The 15,948-nt window shown below is 74.8% G+C and carries 13 protein-coding genes; 1 reads left to right on the plus strand and 12 read right to left on the minus strand.

What is annotated here, in order from left to right; all coding sequences use genetic code 11:
• Positions 1–34: 34 nt before the first annotated feature.
• Positions 35–1,168 carry an ABC transporter substrate-binding protein gene (locus tag ASG49_RS13320; protein ID WP_200936323.1) on the minus strand — a complete coding sequence of 378 codons (1,134 nt, stop codon included), beginning with the start codon at positions 1,166–1,168 and terminating at the stop codon, positions 35–37.
• Positions 1,169–1,356: 188 nt separating this feature from the next.
• Here ASG49_RS13320 and ASG49_RS13325 point away from each other — a divergent pair, with 188 nt between their 5' ends.
• Positions 1,357–3,150 (plus strand): ABC transporter ATP-binding protein, encoded by a 1,794-nt coding sequence (locus ASG49_RS13325; RefSeq protein ID WP_235562070.1) that lies wholly within the window; start codon positions 1,357–1,359, stop codon positions 3,148–3,150.
• A gap of 42 nt (positions 3,151–3,192) precedes the next feature.
• On the opposite strand, the gene ASG49_RS13330 is transcribed toward ASG49_RS13325, so the two are convergent.
• The 11 genes from ASG49_RS13330 to ASG49_RS13380 all read right to left on the minus strand — a co-directional run bounded on the left by ASG49_RS13330 (position 3,193) and on the right by ASG49_RS13380 (position 15,941).
• Entirely contained in the window at positions 3,193–3,660 is a 468-nt protein-coding gene (locus ASG49_RS13330) for a nucleoside deaminase (RefSeq protein ID WP_056542660.1), read from the minus strand.
• On the minus strand, positions 3,657–6,347 hold the full coding sequence (locus ASG49_RS13335; RefSeq protein ID WP_056542661.1) for a molybdopterin cofactor-binding domain-containing protein: 2,691 nt from the start codon (positions 6,345–6,347) through the stop codon (positions 3,657–3,659). The genes ASG49_RS13330 and ASG49_RS13335 overlap by 4 nt, the downstream gene beginning before the upstream one ends.
• The gene (locus ASG49_RS13340) at positions 6,344–7,150 is read right to left on the minus strand and encodes an FAD binding domain-containing protein (RefSeq protein ID WP_056542663.1); all 807 of its coding nucleotides are present in this window, start codon (positions 7,148–7,150) and stop codon (positions 6,344–6,346) included. Before ASG49_RS13340 ends, ASG49_RS13335 begins: the two co-directional genes overlap by 4 nt.
• Complete coding sequence (locus tag ASG49_RS13345; protein ID WP_056542665.1) at positions 7,150–8,439, minus strand: allantoate amidohydrolase; 1,290 nt, start codon at positions 8,437–8,439, stop codon at positions 7,150–7,152. Before ASG49_RS13345 ends, ASG49_RS13340 begins: the two co-directional genes overlap by 1 nt.
• A complete protein-coding gene (locus ASG49_RS13350; protein WP_235562071.1) occupies positions 8,436–9,725 on the minus strand; it encodes an alanine--glyoxylate aminotransferase family protein in 1,290 nt (429 codons plus the stop codon). Before ASG49_RS13350 ends, ASG49_RS13345 begins: the two co-directional genes overlap by 4 nt.
• 76 nt (positions 9,726–9,801) lie before the next feature.
• Complete coding sequence (allB, locus tag ASG49_RS13355) at positions 9,802–11,133, minus strand: allantoinase AllB (protein ID WP_056542667.1); 1,332 nt, start codon at positions 11,131–11,133, stop codon at positions 9,802–9,804.
• Complete coding sequence (locus tag ASG49_RS13360) at positions 11,130–12,560, minus strand: nucleobase:cation symporter-2 family protein (RefSeq protein WP_056542668.1); 1,431 nt, start codon at positions 12,558–12,560, stop codon at positions 11,130–11,132. The genes allB and ASG49_RS13360 overlap by 4 nt, the downstream gene beginning before the upstream one ends.
• 44 nt (positions 12,561–12,604) lie before the next feature.
• Positions 12,605–13,519 (minus strand): factor-independent urate hydroxylase, encoded by a 915-nt coding sequence (gene pucL, locus ASG49_RS13365; protein WP_056542670.1) that lies wholly within the window; start codon positions 13,517–13,519, stop codon positions 12,605–12,607.
• A gap of 2 nt (positions 13,520–13,521) precedes the next feature.
• Positions 13,522–13,839 carry a hydroxyisourate hydrolase gene (uraH, locus tag ASG49_RS13370; protein WP_056542671.1) on the minus strand — a complete coding sequence of 106 codons (318 nt, stop codon included), beginning with the start codon at positions 13,837–13,839 and terminating at the stop codon, positions 13,522–13,524.
• Entirely contained in the window at positions 13,836–14,336 is a 501-nt protein-coding gene (gene uraD, locus ASG49_RS13375) for a 2-oxo-4-hydroxy-4-carboxy-5-ureidoimidazoline decarboxylase (protein ID WP_235562073.1), read from the minus strand. The genes uraH and uraD overlap by 4 nt, the downstream gene beginning before the upstream one ends.
• A gap of 45 nt (positions 14,337–14,381) precedes the next feature.
• Complete coding sequence (locus ASG49_RS13380) at positions 14,382–15,941, minus strand: AtzH-like domain-containing protein (RefSeq protein WP_235562074.1); 1,560 nt, start codon at positions 15,939–15,941, stop codon at positions 14,382–14,384.
• Positions 15,942–15,948: the final 7 nt, after the last annotated feature.

Consider the following 15,948-nt stretch of genomic DNA (forward strand, 5'->3'; position numbering starts at 1 on the left):
GGTCTCCGGTCGGACGGACGGGTGGACGGTCGGGTCAGGGGACCTCGGTCAGCTCGGGCTTGTCCTCGAGCAGCTCGGTGAGGAGCGAGAGGTCGAACAGCTGGTCGGCCTCCACGTCGATGCCGGCCGCCTCGAGCGTCGTCATGTTGGCCGCGACCAGGTCGTCGGAGATCGTGAACAGCCCGTTGTCCTCGACCTCGGGGGTCACGATCAGGCCGCTCTGCACCTCGGCCTGCTCGGTCTCCTTCTCCATGTCGAGGTCGAGGTCCTTGCCGTAGTCCTCGACGGCCAGCTTCGCGCCCGCGTCGGGGTCGGCCAGCGCGTCCTGCCAGCCGCGGATCTCGGCCTCTAGGAAGGCCTTCACCTTCTCCGGCTCCTCGGCGATCATCTGGTCGGTGGTGATCACGCTCTCGGCGACGAACGGCAGGCCGTTGTCGGCGAAGGGCAGGTTGGAGACCTCGTTGCCGTCCATCGAGACCGTGATCGACTCGTTGGTCAGGTAGGCGAGGAACCCGTCGACCTCGCCGTCGACGAGCGGCGACGGGTCGTACTCGACCGGCACCTTGGTGACGTCGTCGGGATCGATGTCGTTCACCTCCAGCAGCGCGTCGAAGAGCGTCTCGTTGCCACCGGCCTGGACGCCGATCTTCTTGCCCACCAGGTCCTGCGGCGAGCTGATGTCGGCGCCGTCCTTGAGCGAGAGGATGGTGAAGGGGTTCTTCTGGAACTTGGTGCCCACGATCTTCAGCGGCGCCTCCTCCTCGGCGACCACCTGCGCGGTGGCGACCGCGTTGCTCAGGCCGAAGTCGGCGTCGCCGGTGGCGACGAGGGTCTCGATCGGGCCCGGGCCGGGGTCGAGCGACACCTCCGAGAACCCGGCGTCGGCGTAGTAGCCCTTGCTGTCGGCGAAGAACTCGCCGGCGAACTCGGCGTTCTTGATCCACGACAGCTGCACGGTGAGGTCGCCCAGGTCCGCGTCGCCCCCGCTGCCGGACGCGCTCGCCTCGCCGGAGTCGCTGGACCCGCAGGCGGACAGCACGAGCGCGCCGGCGGCGAGGAGGCCGGTGGCCGCCCGGCGACGTCCGCGGCCGCTGCGGGGGGAGGGGCGGAGGGACGGGCGCAATGACGGGCGCAGTGACGGGCGCAGGGAGGGGGTGGTGCGAGACAAGAGGCGCTCCTCGACGTGGGCATGGACGGGTGACCCGAGTGCGAGGAACCTAGGTCGGTCGCGTTTCCACCCCGGATGCCCGAGGTTTCGCCCGCGTTACGCCCCCGGGTGGTCTGGTCCAGCGGGCTCGGCGGGCGGAACCGCGGCCGCCGGTGGAGGCGGAGTTAGGGGAACCTAACCTGGTCACCGTGACCGCCCTCGCCGCTCCACCGATGTCCCCGCTGCGCGAGCTCTCCCGGAGGTACGCCGGCTACCGCGCCCGCCTGGTCGCCGCGGTCGTCCTCTCCACCGTCAACAAGGTCGCCGACGTGGTGCCCGAGCTGCTCATCGGCGCCGCCGTCGACGTGGTGGTGCGCGGCGACCGCTCCTTCGTGGCCGACGTCGTCGGTGCGGACTCGCGCTACGAGCAGCTGGTCTGGCTGGCCGTCGTCAACGCCCTGGTGTGGGTCGTGGAGTCGGTCAGCGAGTACCTCGCCGCGCTGACCTGGCGTCGGCTCGCCCAGTCCGTCGAGCACGACCTGCGCGTCGAGGCCTACGCCCACGTGCAGCAGCTCGACGTCGCCTGGCACGAGACCCGTCCGGCCGGGACGACGCTGGCCACCCTCAACGACGACGTCAACCAGCTCGAGCGGTTCCTCGACGTCGGCGCCGCCGCGATCCTGCAGACGGTGCTCAACGTGGTGCTCGTCGGCCTGGTGTTCGCGGCCGCCTCCCCGACCCTGCTGGTGCTGGCCTTCGCCCCGATCCCGGTCATCGTGGCCGGCAGCCTGGTCTTCCAGCGACGCCTCGACCCGCTCTACGCCCGGGTGCGCGAGACCGTGGCCGACCTCTCGGGGACGCTGTCGGCCAACCTCGGGGGCATCACCACCATCAAGGCCTTCACCGCCGAGGGCCGCGAGCGCGACCGCGTGGCGACGGCCTCGCTGGCCTACCGCGAGGCCAACGAGGCGGCGATCCGCAGCTCCGCGGCGTTCGTGCCGCTGGTGCGGATCGCGATCCTCGTCGGCTTCACCTGCACCCTGCTCATCGGCGGCTTCCAAGTGCTCGACGGCACCCTCGAGGTCGGCCTCTACTCGGTGCTGGTGTTCATGACGCAGCGGCTGCTGTGGCCGCTGACCGCGGTCGCCGAGGTGCTCGACCTCTACCAGCGCGGACGCGCCTCGGCCGGCCGCATCCTCGGCCTCCTGGCGGTGCCCGTCACGGTCCAGCCGGGCGAGGTGCTGCTGGCCGAGCCCGCCGGGCGCATCGAGCTGCGGGGGGTGAGGGCCGGGTACGCCGACGGCCCCGACGTCATCCACGACCTCGACCTCGTCGTCCCGGCGGGCGAGACCCACGCCGTGGTCGGGCCGACCGGTTCGGGCAAGTCGACGCTGCTGCGGCTGGTGCTGCGCTTCGAGGACCCGCGGTCGGGACAGGTGCTGCTCGACGACGTCGACGCCCGCGACCTGGAGTGGGCGACGCTGCGCGGCGCGATGGGCTACGTCTCCCAGGACGTCTACCTCTTCTCCGGCACCGTCGCCGACAACATCGCCTACGGCCGGCCCGAGGCCAGCCGCGCGGAGGTCGAGGCCGCAGCCCGGGCCGCCGAGGCGTCGGGCTTCGTCGAGGCGATGCCGCAGGGCTACGACACCCCGGTCGGCGAGCGCGGCGTGACCCTGTCGGGGGGCCAGCGGCAGCGGCTCGCGCTGGCCCGCGCCCTGCTGCGCGACCCCGCGGTGCTGGTGCTCGACGAGGCCACCTCGGCGGTCGACAACGAGACCGAGGCCGCGATCCAGCGCTCGCTGGGCCTGGTCACCGCCGAGCGGACCGCGCTCGTCGTCGCCCACCGCCTGTCCACGGTGCGGCACGCCGACCGGATCTGGGTGCTCGACGCCGGCCGGATCGCCGAGTCCGGCACCCACGACGAGCTGGTCGCGGCCGGCGGCGCCTACGCCCAGCTGTGGGCCGTGCAGACCGGCGACCTCGCCGTGGGGCGGGGCTGAGCCCGGGTCGGCACAGGGCTCAGCAGCGGGCCAGCAGCAGGCTCAGTAGTGGGTGCGGGCGGTGTCGGCCAGCCAGGCCTCGAACGGCGCGACCGCGCTGTCCAGGCGCAGCTCCTGGATCGGCAGCGGCCAGGCGTCGCGCTCCTGGCCGAACAGGTCGTAGAACGCGCGGTCGTCGAAGCCACCCCGGGCGGCGTCGTCGCGGTCGGCGGCGTACACCACCCGGTCCAGGCGCGCCCACAGCGCCGAGGACAGGCACAGCGGGCAGGGCTCGCACGAGGTGAACAGCACGCACCCCGACAGCGCGAAGTCGCCCCGGACCCGGCAGGCGTCGCGGATCGCGACCACCTCGGCGTGGGCGGTCGGGTCGTTGTCGCGGGTCACCCGGTTGACCCCGGTGGCGACCACCTCCTCCCCGCAGACCACCAGCGCCCCGAAGGGGCCGCCGCCGTCCTCGACGTTCGCCACCGCGAGCGCCACCGCCCGGTCCAGCCAGCCCTGGTCGCTCATGACCTCTCCTCCTGCATCAGCCGCCAGAGGCGGTCCCGGCTCATCGGCAGCTCGTGCGGCCGCACGCCCAGCGCGTCGCGGACGGCGTTGGCCAGCGCCGGCGCCACCGGGTTGTACGGCGCCTCGCTCATCGACTTGGCGCCGCGGACCCCGAGCTCGTCGTAGGTGTCGGCGAGCAGCACCTCGGTCGCCGGCACGTCGCCGATCTGGGGGAGCCGGTAGTCACGCAGCACCCGGCTGGTGACGTGGCCGTCGCCGCCGGGACCGTCGTCGACCACGACCTCCTCGTAGAGCGCCGACCCGATCCCCTGGGCCACCCCGCCCTCGACCTGGCCGCGCAGCTGCTCGGGGTTGATCACCACGCCCGCGTCGGCGGCCTGCACGGAGTGCAGCACCCGGACCTCGCCCGTGCCCGGGTCGACCGCGACCACGAACCCGTGCACGTTGAAGGCCACCGAGCGCGGCGAGCCGTGGTGCCGGCCGGTGGCCGAGACCGGCCCGACCAGGGGGCCCTCCATCGGGTCGAGCAGGGAGCGCAGCGACCGCGCCGCGTGGGCCACCGCCCGACCGGCGACCACCGAGCCGGTCGAGCCGTAGGCGCCGGTGTCGTAGCCGGTCCTGGCGGTGTCGGAGGTGACCAGCGAGACCGCCGAGACCGGCACGTCGAGCTCGGCGGCCGCGATCTGGGTGTGCACGGTCGCGGTCCCGTTGCCGAACTCTGCGCTGCCGACGGCCACGACCACGCTGCGGTCGGGGTGCATCGTGACCGTGGCCTCGGCGTGGTGGCCCCGGGGCGGGATGGTGGCGATCATCGAGGCCGCCATCCCCCGGCCGACCGCCCAGCCGGGCGGCGGCGGGGGCAGGTCGTCGCGCTCGAGCGAGGCCTCCACCAGGTCGAGGCACTCGTCGAGACCGTAGCTGCCGAAGACGAGGTCGGTGTCGGGCGGACCGTTGACCACGAAGTGGTCCTCGGGCACCACGACGTTGCGGCGGCGTACGTCGAAGGGGCTGATGCCGACCTCGCGGGCCAGCTCGTCGAGCGCGGACTCGATCGCGAAGACCACCTGCCCCAGCCCGTAGCCGCGGAAGGCGCCGGAGGGCACGTGGTTGGTGTAGACGGCCTCGGCGTCGAGGCGCTTGTTGGCGCAGCGGTAGAGCGCGATCGACTCGTGGCAGCCGTGGAACATCACGCCGGGGGCGTGGTTGCCGTAGGCGCCGGTGTCGGTGAGCACGTCGACCCGCATCGCGCTCAGCACGCCGTCGGCGTCGGCGCCGAGCTCGACCGAGACCCGCATCGGGTGCCGTCCCGGCACCAGGGTGAACTGCTGCTCCCGGGTGAGCTCGAGCTGGACCGGGGCGCCGAGCCGCAGCACTGCGAGGCCGACCAGGTCCTCGACCAGCATCTCCTGCTTGCCGCCGAAGCCGCCGCCCACCCGCGCGGCGACCACCCGGACCAGCTCGGGCCGGATGCCGAAGACGTGGGCCAGCTCGTCGCGGACCAGGAACGGCACCTGGGTGCTGCTGCGGACCACGAGCACGCCACGCTCGTCGAGCCACCCCCGGGCGCCGTGCGTCTCCAGGGCGGCCTGGTTGACCCGCCCGGTGCGCCAGGTGCCGCCCACCCGCACCGCGGACGCGGCCAGGGCGCCGGCCACGTCGCCGACCTCGCCGTGGGTCTGGGCCACGACGTTGCGGCCGGGATCGGAGACCCGCGAGGTCACCGGGTCGAGGTCGGGGTGGAGCAGGGGCGCACCCGGGAGGCGCGCCTGCTCGGGGTCGAGCACCACGGGCAGGTCGGCGTACTCCACCACCAGGAGGTCCAGGGCACGGGACGCGGTGACGAGGTCGTCGGCCACGACGGCCGCGACCCGCTGCCCGCGGAAGCGGACGACGTCGTCGAGCATCCGGGTGTCGTCGGGGTCGTCGGTGCGCGACTCGTGGCGGGCGGTGGAGTAGCGCACGTCGGGGACGTCGCGGTGGGTGAGGACGAGGTGGACGCCGGGCAGCGCCTCGGCGGCGGCCGTGTCGAGCCGCGTGATCCGGGCGTGGGCACGGGGGCTCTGCAGCAGCGCCATGTGCAGCACCCCGGTGCCGGGCTGGTCGAGGGTGAAGGCCTCCCGACCGGTGGCGAGTCGCGGTCCCGCAGGAGCGCCCACCGAGCAGCCGAAGCCGCCGACCGCGGGGGCGGCCTCGACGTTGGTGCGGCCCGCCAGGGCGTCGCGGATCGAGCGGTAGCCGGTGCAGCGGCACAGGTTGCCCTTGAAGTCGCGGGCCAGCCGCTCGGGGTCCTCGCCCACCCGGCCCTCGGCGTCGGCCAGCGCCGCGGCGGTGGTCACGAAGCCCGCCGTGCAGAAGCCGCACTGGAAGCCCTGCGCGTCCACGAAGCGGCGCTGCACCGGGTGGAGGTCCTCGGGGGTGCCCAGGCCGGCGGCGGTGGTGACCTCGCGGCCAACGGCCCGCACCGCGGGGACCACGCACGAGTGCACCGGACGGCCGTCGAGCAGCACGGTGCAGGCGCCGCAGTCCCCCGCGTCGCAGCCCTTCTTGACCTCGAGGTGGTCGTGCTGGCGCAGCCAGGTGCGCAGGCACTGCCCGGCGGCGGGCTCGCCCGCGAGCTCGGCACCGTTGACGCGCGTGGCGGCCGCGACCGGGGTCCCTCCGGGCGGGCGCTGGTCGAGGTCGGTCATCGCGCGAGCACCTCCGCCACGGCTTCCCCGGCCAGGCGCAGGGCCATGGCGGCCCGCCAGTCGGTCGCACCGTGGGCGTCGTCGTACCAGCAGTCCAGGGCCGCCAGGTCCGTCGCCAGACGGTCCCGCCACCCCTCGACGGGCAGGGCCAGCACCACCGGTCGGGTGGTCGCGGCGCTCACCACGAGCCGCACGGCGTCGGCGGTCGGACGTGAGGCGGTGACCACGACGCCCGAGCGGCCGTGCGGGGCCAGCGACTGCCGTCGGAAGGCGTACGCCGCGGCCAGCGACGCCGCGGGCACCTCGAAGGCCCGGAGCACCTCGTCCGCCGCGAGGGTCGTCGCGCGAGCGCCGGTGACGAGGTCGGCGACCGGCTGCCGGCGAACGTCACCGCCGGGGCCCCAGACGACGGCCGTGGCACCCAGGGCCACCAGCAGCGAGGTCATCGCCCCCGCGGGCAGGGCCAGCGCCACGTTGCCGCCGAGGGTGGCGGTGTGCGCGATCTTGAACGACATCACGAACGCGTCGGCACACGCCCTGGCCAGGGCGGCCGCCCCACCCAGGACGTCCTCGGGCATCGCGAGCAGCTGCTCCACCGTGCAGGTGGCCCCGAGCTCCAGGCCGGTGCCGGTCCGCTGCCAGGGGTCCCAGCCCAGGGTGGTCAGGTCGACCAGGCCGGTGGTGCCCGGCTGCGGCTCGGAGAACAGCCAGGTCCCCCCGGCCACGACCCGCTCGCCCGCGGCCAGAACCAGGTCGGAGCGCTGCGACGCGGAGCGCCACGAGGCCACCTCGACGAGGTCCATCACGCCTCCTCGAGGCGGCGGGCCACGGCCAGCACGGTGTGCTCGAGGGCGTCGAGGCCACGGGAGACGTCGACCTCCCGGACGTCCTCGCCCGGGTGGTGGCTGATCCCGTCGAGGCAGCGCACGAACAGCATCCCGACGTCGGCGACCGACGCCATCGCCATCGCGTCGTGACCGGCGCGGCTCCACAACGCCATCGGGTCGGCGTCGCCCGTGCTGCGGATGCCCTCGACCACCGCCTCCTGGAGCCAGGGCGCGCACGGGGTCGCGGCCGCCTCGTGGTGCTCGACGTGCTCGAAGCGCAGCCCGCGTGCGGCGCAGGCCCCGCCGATCTCGGCCTGGATCCGCAGCCACATCGCGTCGCGCTCCTCGTCGGTCTCGGCCCGCAGGTCGAGGCTGAAGTCGGCCCGCCCCGGGATCACGTTGACCGCGCCCGGCCACACCTCGATCCGGCCGACGGTGGCGATGCCGTCGCCGCTGCGCCCGATCCGCTCGATCGCCGCGATCGCCTCGCTGGCCCCGACGAGCGCGTCCCGGCGACGGGGGTACGGCGTGCCGCCGGCGTGGCGGGCCTCCCCGACGACCGAGAGCCGGAACCGTCGGGCCCCGGCGATCGTGGTGACGTAGCCGAGGGAGGCGTCGGCCGCCTCGAGGTAGGGGCCCTGCTCGATGTGGGCCTCGAGGTAGCCCACGATCCCCGCCGGCGGCCTGGCCGCGTCGCCGACGCGGGCGGGGTCGAGACCGAACTCGCGGAACGCGTGGTGCAGCGTGGTGCCGGTGCGGTCGCGCAGGTCCCAGTCGCCCTCGTCCCACAGCCCCGCCACGGCCTTGCTGCCCAGCAGCGCGGTGCCGAACCGGGCCCCCTCCTCGTCGCTGAAGCCGACCACCTCGAGGGCGAAGGGCAGCTCGGCGACCCGGTCGTCGTCGCCCCGGGCGAGGCGCTCGACGACGGCGATCGCCATCACGACGCCGAGCATCCCGTCGTAGCTGCCCGCGTCGGGGACGGTGTCGAGGTGGGAGCCCAGCACGAGGGCCGGCAGCCCGGGCTCGCGGCCCTCCCGGCGGCCCCACACGTTGCCGGCCGCGTCCTGCCAGGTCCGCAGCCCGGCCTCGCGCATCCAGTGGGCCGTGCGGGCGTTGGCCGCGGCGTGCTCGGGGGTGAGGTGGACCCGCTCCAGCCCGCGGCTGGAGGAGGAGAACGCGTCGAGCTCGGCGCAGCGGGCCAGGACGGCTGCGGCGGTGGTGCCGTCGCGGGCGGGGGCGTCGTGGGCGGTGCGGGCGAGCGTCATGCGGCGGTCCCGCCGTCAACGTACGCCTCGAGGGCGGCGCCGACCCCGCCCCCGGCCGTGACCGGGACGCCCCCGGCGCGCAGCACCTGCTCCAGCGCCGCGAGGGTCGTCAGCACGGCGTCGCGACGGGCGTTGTGGCCCATCGTGCCGATCCGCCAGACCTTGCCGTGGAGCGGACCGAACGACGTGCCGATCTCGATGCCGTAGTCGTGCAGCACCGCCGCGCGCGCCGCGTCGCCATCGATGCCGTCGGGGACGTGGACCGCGACGACGTTGGTCATCTTGTGGGCGACGTCGCCGAAGACCTGCAGGCCCAGGCCGCGCACGCCGGCGAGCATCGCGCCGCCGTGGAGCCGGTGCCGCGCGACGGCCGCGTCCACGCCCTCCTCGAGCAGGATCCGGGCGCACTCGCGGGCGCCGTACAGCATGGTCGTGGCCTCGGTGTGGTGGTTGAGCCGCCGCGGGCCCCAGTAGTCCATGACCATGGCGAGGTCGAGGTAGTTCGAGGCGATCCGCACCCCGCGCCCGACGTCGCCGGCCTCGCGGACGCCCGCCTCGACGTGCCGGCGCCCCTCGACCACCTCGACCGCGCGGGATCCGATCGTGATCGGGGCGCTGCCCGAGGGTCCGCCCAGGCACTTCTGCAGCCCGGCCGTGACGACGTCGACGCCCCAGGCGTCGGTCTCGAAGGGGTTGCCGCCGAGGCTGGCGGTGGCGTCGCAGTAGAGCAGCACGTCGTGGCGCCGGCAGATCTCGCCGAGGTCCTCCAGCGGCTGGCACATCGTGGTCGAGGTGTCGCCCTGGACGACGGCGAGCACCTTCGGGCGCACCTCGCGCACGGCCCGCTCGACGGCCTCGGGGGTGAACACCTCGCCCCACGGCACCTCGATGGTGTGCACCTGCGCCCCGCAGCGCTCGGCGATCTCGGTCAGCAGGTGGCCGAAGCGGCCGAAGACGGGGACCAGCACCACGTCGTTCGGCTCGAGCAGGCTCACCAGGGCCGCCTCGATGCCGGCCCGCGAGGTGCCGTCGACGACGAAGGTGTGCTCGTTGCCGGTGCGGAAGACGTCGCGGTAGAGCTGCATCGTCTCGGTCATGGTCGCGGTCATCCACGGGTCGTACTGCCCGACCAGCGGGCTCGACATCGCCCGCAGCACGCGGGGGTCGGCGTTGACCGGTCCCGGCCCCATCAGCAGCCGCGGCGGCGGGTCGACCGGGCGCGTGATCGACCCGGGGCGCAGGGCTCCGAGGCCGGGGAGGCCGGGGAGGACGGGTGAGGACGTCACCCGGCGGACGCTAGGTCGCGGTCGTTTCACCGGCGTTTCCACGCGGCACCACCTCGGTTTCCGGTCCGACGGGGCCTCACGGACGCCGCAGCTGCCGGCCCCAGGCGTGGTCGGGGCGCTCCACGTCGACGGCGTTGCCGCGGACGACCGTGCGGGTGACGCGCCCGCCGTAGCGCAGCCCGTCGTACGCCGAGATCGGGTTGCGGTGGGCCAGCCGGGTCGCCTCGATCCGGAAGTCGACCCCGGTGTCGTAGACCGCCAGGTCGGCGTCCGCGCCGGGCTCGATCCGGCCCTTGTGGGTCAACCCGACGAGGTCGGCGGTGTTGCGTGACATCCAGCGCGAGACCGCGGCCAGGCCGATGCCGCGGCGGCGGGCCTCCTGGGCCACGGCGCTGAACCCGACCTGGAGCCCGGACACCCCGCCCCACGCCAGCTGCAGGTCGCCGCCGCCGCGCTGCTTCTCCTCCGCCGTGGCCGGGGAGTGGTCGCTGACCACGGCGTCGATGACGCCGGCCCGCAGCGCCGACCAGAGCTCCTCGCGGTTGCCGCTGTCGCGGATGGGCGGGCAGCACTTGAACTGCGGCGCGGCGTCGGGGATGGTCTCGGCCGCGAAGCACAGGTAGTGCGGGCAGGTCTCGACCGTGACCGGCAGCCCCTCGTCGCGGGCCGCGGCGATGGCGTCCAGCGCCCGGGCCGAGGACAGGTGCAGCACGTGGACCCGGGCGCCGGTCTCCCGGGCCCCGTCGAGCACCTGGGTGATGGCCGCGACCTCCGCGTGGTCGGGGCGGGAGCGGACGAACGCCCGGTAGGACCGGCTCGGCGCCGAGGGTGCCGCGGCCAGCACGGCCGCGTCCTCGGCGTGCACGATCATCAGCGCGTCGAGCCGGGCCACCTCCGCCAGCGCGAGCCGGAACTGGGTGGGGTCCAGCGGTGGGAACTCCTCGACGCCCGAGGGCGACAGGAAGCACTTGAACCCGAAGACCCCGGCCTCCCAGAGCGGTTCGAGGTCGGGGAGGTTGCCGGGCACCGCACCGCCCCAGAAGCCCACGTCGACCATCAGCTCGCCGGCCGCCGCCTCCTGCTTGGCGCGCAGCCCCGCGAGCGTCGTGGTGGGCGGCACCGCGTTGAGCGGCATGTCGACCAGGGTCGTGGCGCCCCCGAGGGCGGCCGCCTCGGTGGCCGAGACAAAGCCCTCCCACTCGGTGCGACCGGGCTCGTTGACGTGCACGTGGGTGTCCACGACCCCCGGCACGACGTACGCCGAGTCGGGCACCTGCAGGACCAGGCCGTCGGCCTCGTGCTCGAACGGCTCGACCGCCGCGATGCGGCCGTGGTGCAGGGTCAGCGTGGCCGCCACGAGCTCGTCACCGACCAGCACCCGCCGGCCTCGGACCGCGTCGACCCTCACCCGTCGCCGGGCTTCCCGCCGCGGAACGTCCCGCCCTGCTCGAGGACCTCCACCTCGTCGGGGCGCACCTCCAGCGCCGGCGCGGCGGTGAGGCCCGACGGCTCCTCGGGGACCCCGGGCAGCAGCACGTTGAAGAACAGGTTGAGGGTGAACGCCACGATGGCGGCGGCGCTGATCTCGGAGTCGAAGATCGTCTGCCACCACTGCGGGAAGGCGCCCCAGAACTCCGGCCAGGCGATGGGGATGACCCCGAAGGCGACGGCCGCCGCCACAATGACGATGTTGTTGGTGCCGTCGTAGGTCGCCTTGCCCAGCGTGCGCACCCCGCTGGCCGCCACCGACCCGAAGAGCACCACGCCCGCTCCGGCGAGGACCGGGAGCGGCAGCAGGCCGACCACGGCGGCCAGCACCGGCGAGAGCCCGAGCACGAACAGCACCCCGCCGCCGACGGCGACCGCGAAGCGGCTGCGGATGCCGGTGAGCGCGACCAGGCCGACGTTCTGCGCGAAGGCGGTGGCCGGGAAGGAGTTGAAGACCGGCGCGATCGCCGAGGACACCATGTCGGCGCGCAGGCCGTTGCTGATCCGCTTGTTGTCGACGTCGGTGCCCACCACCTCGGCGACCGCGAGGATGTCGGCGGTGGTCTCGACCATGATCACGAGGATCACGATCGTCATCGACACGATGGCTCCGACCTCGAAGATCGGCGCCCCGAACTCGAACGGCGTCGGCACCGCCACCAGGTCGGCGTCCTGGCCGTTCCAGGTGGTCAGGCCGAAGATCGCGGCCACGACGGTGCCGGCCACCAGCGAGAGCAGCACCGCCAGCCGCGACAGCATCGGCACCTTGCTCAGCACCAGCACGAAGGCCAGCGACACGGCGGCGAGCGCCACCGAGCTGCCGGACGCCGTCTCCTCCTGGCCGGTGATCCAGCCCCCGGCGACCGGGAGCAGCGAGAGGCCGATGACCAGGATCACCGACCCGGTCACCACGGCCGGGAAGAACCGCACCACCCGGGAGAAGACCGGGGCGAGCAGCAGGCCGACCACCGCCGCCACGATGACGGCACCGAAGACGACCCGCAGGCCGCGCTCGCCGTTGCCCTCCCCCTCGGCGAGGATGATCGTCACCATCGTCGAGACGCTCGCGAACGAGATGCCCTGCACGAGCGGCAGCTGCGAGCCGAAGAAGGGGATCCCGACGGTCTGCAGCACGGTGGCCAGGCCGCTGACGAACAGCGCGGCCGAGACGAGCAGACCGGTCTGGGCCGGTTCGAGGCCCGCGACGCCGCCGATGATGAACGGCACGGCGATCACGCCGCCGAACATCGCCAGGATGTGCTGGACGCCGTAGCCGACCAGCTGCGGGGCCGGCAGGTGCTCGTCCTCGGGACGGGCCGGGCGGGGGGTGCGGGGGGTGTCGCTCATGGCGGACCTCCGGGTCCTGGGTGCTGCTGCGGGAGTGGTGCCGGTCAGCAGAAGCCGGGCAGCGTCGCCCAGGCCTCCTCGACGACCGGCACGCCCTCGCGCTGCACGGTCGCCTCGATGAGTCCGTAGGGCCGGTCGGCGGCGAGGAAGACCTCGCCGGGGTTGTCCTGGCCGAAGGGCGCCAGGTCGACCAGGAAGTGGTGCTTGTTGGGGCAGCTGAGCTTGATCTCGCCGACCTCGGGGTGCGCCTCCAGGACGGCCCGGCCGGCCTCGAAGACGGTCTGCTGCAGCGCCAGGGAGTGCAGCTCGGCGAAGGTGCCGAGCAGCAGCGCCCTGACCTCGGCGTACGCCGTGCCGAAGTCGAGCCCCCCGGCGACCGCGTCCGCGGTGTAGCACCACCAGGCGGTGATCGACGTCGCGAGGATCCGGTCGTCGGTCTCGGCCAGGGTCGTCCACCGGTCGCGGGGGAAGCCGTGGAACTCCGAGCCGGTCGACTTCAGCACCACGCAGTCCTCGAACCCCGCCAGCACGTGGGCCCGGTCGCCCACGAGCTGCACCAGGGCCGTGCGCGTCTCCTGGCCGGAGCGGACGAACGCGTGGTCGTGGGGCACGCCGCCGACGCCGATCCGGTCCCAGGCGAAGGACTGGGCGTGCCAGCGCCCGCCCTCCACCCAGGGGTACTCCGCGACGAAGTGGCGCCCCAGCGTCAGCAGGAACTGCTCGGGGCTGTGGACGCCGTGCTCGCGCGCCAGCGAGTAGACCGTGTTCTTCTGCGTGTCGGTGGCCACCACCCGGCTGTTGTCGCCCTCGGTGTGGCACGCCGTGAAGTCGCCGCGGAGCTGCGAGGTGACGTTGAGGTCCTCGATCTCGTGCCGCGGACCGTCGCGGGTGATCCTCACCAGCCGGCACTCGGCCTTGCCGTACTGGTTGGCGCCCAGGATGACGTCGCCGGTCGCCATGGTCAGCTCCCTCGGTAGGTGGTGTAGGACCACGGCCCCAGCAGCAGGGCGACGTGGAGGTGCGGCCGGTCGGCGACGGTGACCGCCACCACGACCTCGGGGTGGAGGTGGTCGCGGCCGGCGGCGTCGAACCAGGCGCCGGTCTCCAGCAGCAGCCGGTGGGTGCCCGGTGACAGCGGCTCCTCGAACCGCAGCCGGCCGTCGGCGTCGGTGGTCCCGCCGGCCACGCGGTGGCCGTCCGGGCCGCTCAGGGTGACCGCGACGCCCGCCGCGGGGGCGCCGAGGCCGGCGTCGAGGACGTGGGTGCTCAGCGTGGTCACGAGACCAGTCCCCGCACCCGGCGCACGGCGATCTCGCGCAGCTGTCCGGCGGTGACCGCCAGCTCGGTCAGAGGGTCGTGGGTCAGGCGCTGCTCGAGCAGGTCGAGCACCTCCTCCGCGCTGCGGCCGGCGGCCCGGACCAGGAAGATGCGGTCGAAGCGCTCCTCGTAGGCCCGGTTGCCCGCGGCCAGCCGTGCCGCCACGTCGGAGTCCCCCGCCGCGATGCCCGCCTGCTCCCCGGCGGAGTGCCGCGCCGCGTCGCCCGTGCCGGGGTGGCGCTCACCGATGCGCGGGTGGTCGGCCAGCGCCTGCACCACCTCGGCCCCGGTCCAGCCGGCGGCGAGCTCCTCGGCACGCGCGACCAGGGCGGCCGGGTCGGCGTACGGGCGGGCGGCGACGAGGGCCGCGGCCCAGCGCGGCACCGCGGCGCACCCCAGCAGCAGCTGCTGCGCCGTCGCCTCGTCGAGCTCGTCGAACGCCTGCATCTCCACGGTCACCGTCCCCTGCCGCCCGCCGTCCCCGGGGACGCTAGGACGCGGGCTTTACGGGCGTGGACCAGCGGTGTTTCGGGGCTGTGACAGCGCCTCGGCCAGGCGCAGCAGCGACAGGTCGCGGCCCCGGCCCGCCACCAGGCACGCGCCGGCGGGCAGCCCGGTGGCCGTGGGCACCGGGACGCCCAGGGCCGGCATCCCGCCGATCCCCGCGAGGCAGGTCAGCCGCATGGTCGCGTCGCGGGTCTGCTGCAGGCGCTCGGCCAGACCCGGCCCGAGGCGGGGCGCGACCGACGACGCCGAGGGCAGCAGCAGCACCCGGTCGCCCACCAGCGCGTCGACCTGCTCACGGGCCTCGACGAGCACCGCCCGCGCGTCGTCGGCCTCGGCGGCCGTGGTGCGCGAGCCCCGCTCGAACCGGCCCCGCACGTCGGCCCCCAGGGTGTCGAGCCGGCCCCGCAGCCAGCCGCCGTGGGACTGCCAGGCCTGCCACGCCTGCAGCGTCTGGAAGGCGGGCAGCCAGCGCGCCAGGGCCTCGGGGCTCCAGTCGCGCGTCTCCGCCCCGTGCTGCTCGGCCAGGCCCGTGACCGCCGCGCGCACGTCCGGCTCGGCCAGCTCCAGCAGCGCGGGGACGACGACCAGCGCCTCCGGGCCGAGCCCCGGGCCGTCGTACGCCGGAAGCAGCGCCTCGCCCACCCGGCGCAGGGTCGTCGCGTCGCGGGTGAGCCAGCCGACGGCGTCGAAGTCCGTCGCCAGCGGCAGCAGCCCCTCACGTGGCACCGCGCCGTGGGTGGTGCGCAGCCCGAACAGCCCCTGGTAGGCCGCCGGCACCCGGACCGAGCCGCCCGTGTCGGTGCCCAGGCCGACGGTCGCCTGGCCGAGTGCGACCGCGCTCGCCGAGCCCGACGACGAGCCGCCCGGGATCCGACCCGGCGCACGCGGGTTGGGCGGGGTCCCGTGGTGGGCGTTGGTGCCGGCCAGGCTGTAGGCGAGCTCGTCGGTCCGCGCGATGCCGGTGACCTCCGCCCCCTCCTCCAGCAGCCGGGCCACCGCCCAGGCGTGCTCGGTCTCGACCGGCGCCGCCTCCAGCCACGCGGGGTTGCCCGCGCCGACGGGGTGCCCGGCGACGGCGTACAGGTCCTTGACGGCGACGCGCTCCCCGGCCAGGGCACCGTCGGCGGTCGTGGCCGGGACCAGCGGGGTGCCCACGACCCGCCACACCCGCGGGTCGAGGGCCGGGGCCGCCTGGGTCACGTGGGCCGCGGTGACGACCCAGCCGTCGGGCTGCCGCTCCCAGACCTGGGTCTGCAGGCCGCGCCCGCCGTGCGCCGGCTCGGTCACCGCGACCACGACCGCGTGGTCGGCGTCGACCACCTGCAGGTGGGTCTCGACCAGGGTCCGCACCGGGGCGCCGCCCCGCCCGCTGCGGAACGCGGAGATGGCGTCGTGGCCGACCAGCAGTCCGGAGGCGTCGCCACGCAGCGTGGCGGGCCCGGGCGCGAAGAGCCGGTCGAGGACCACCAGGTCGTCGTCGGCCAGGGCGCGCTCGTAGGTCGCGAACGCCTCCTCCAGCCCGTCGGGCCAGACCGGAGCGCCCACCGGGTCGCTCACCGGGTCG

The organism is Marmoricola sp. Leaf446 (assembly GCF_001424755.1).
GTDB lineage: Bacteria > Actinomycetota > Actinomycetes > Propionibacteriales > Nocardioidaceae > Marmoricola.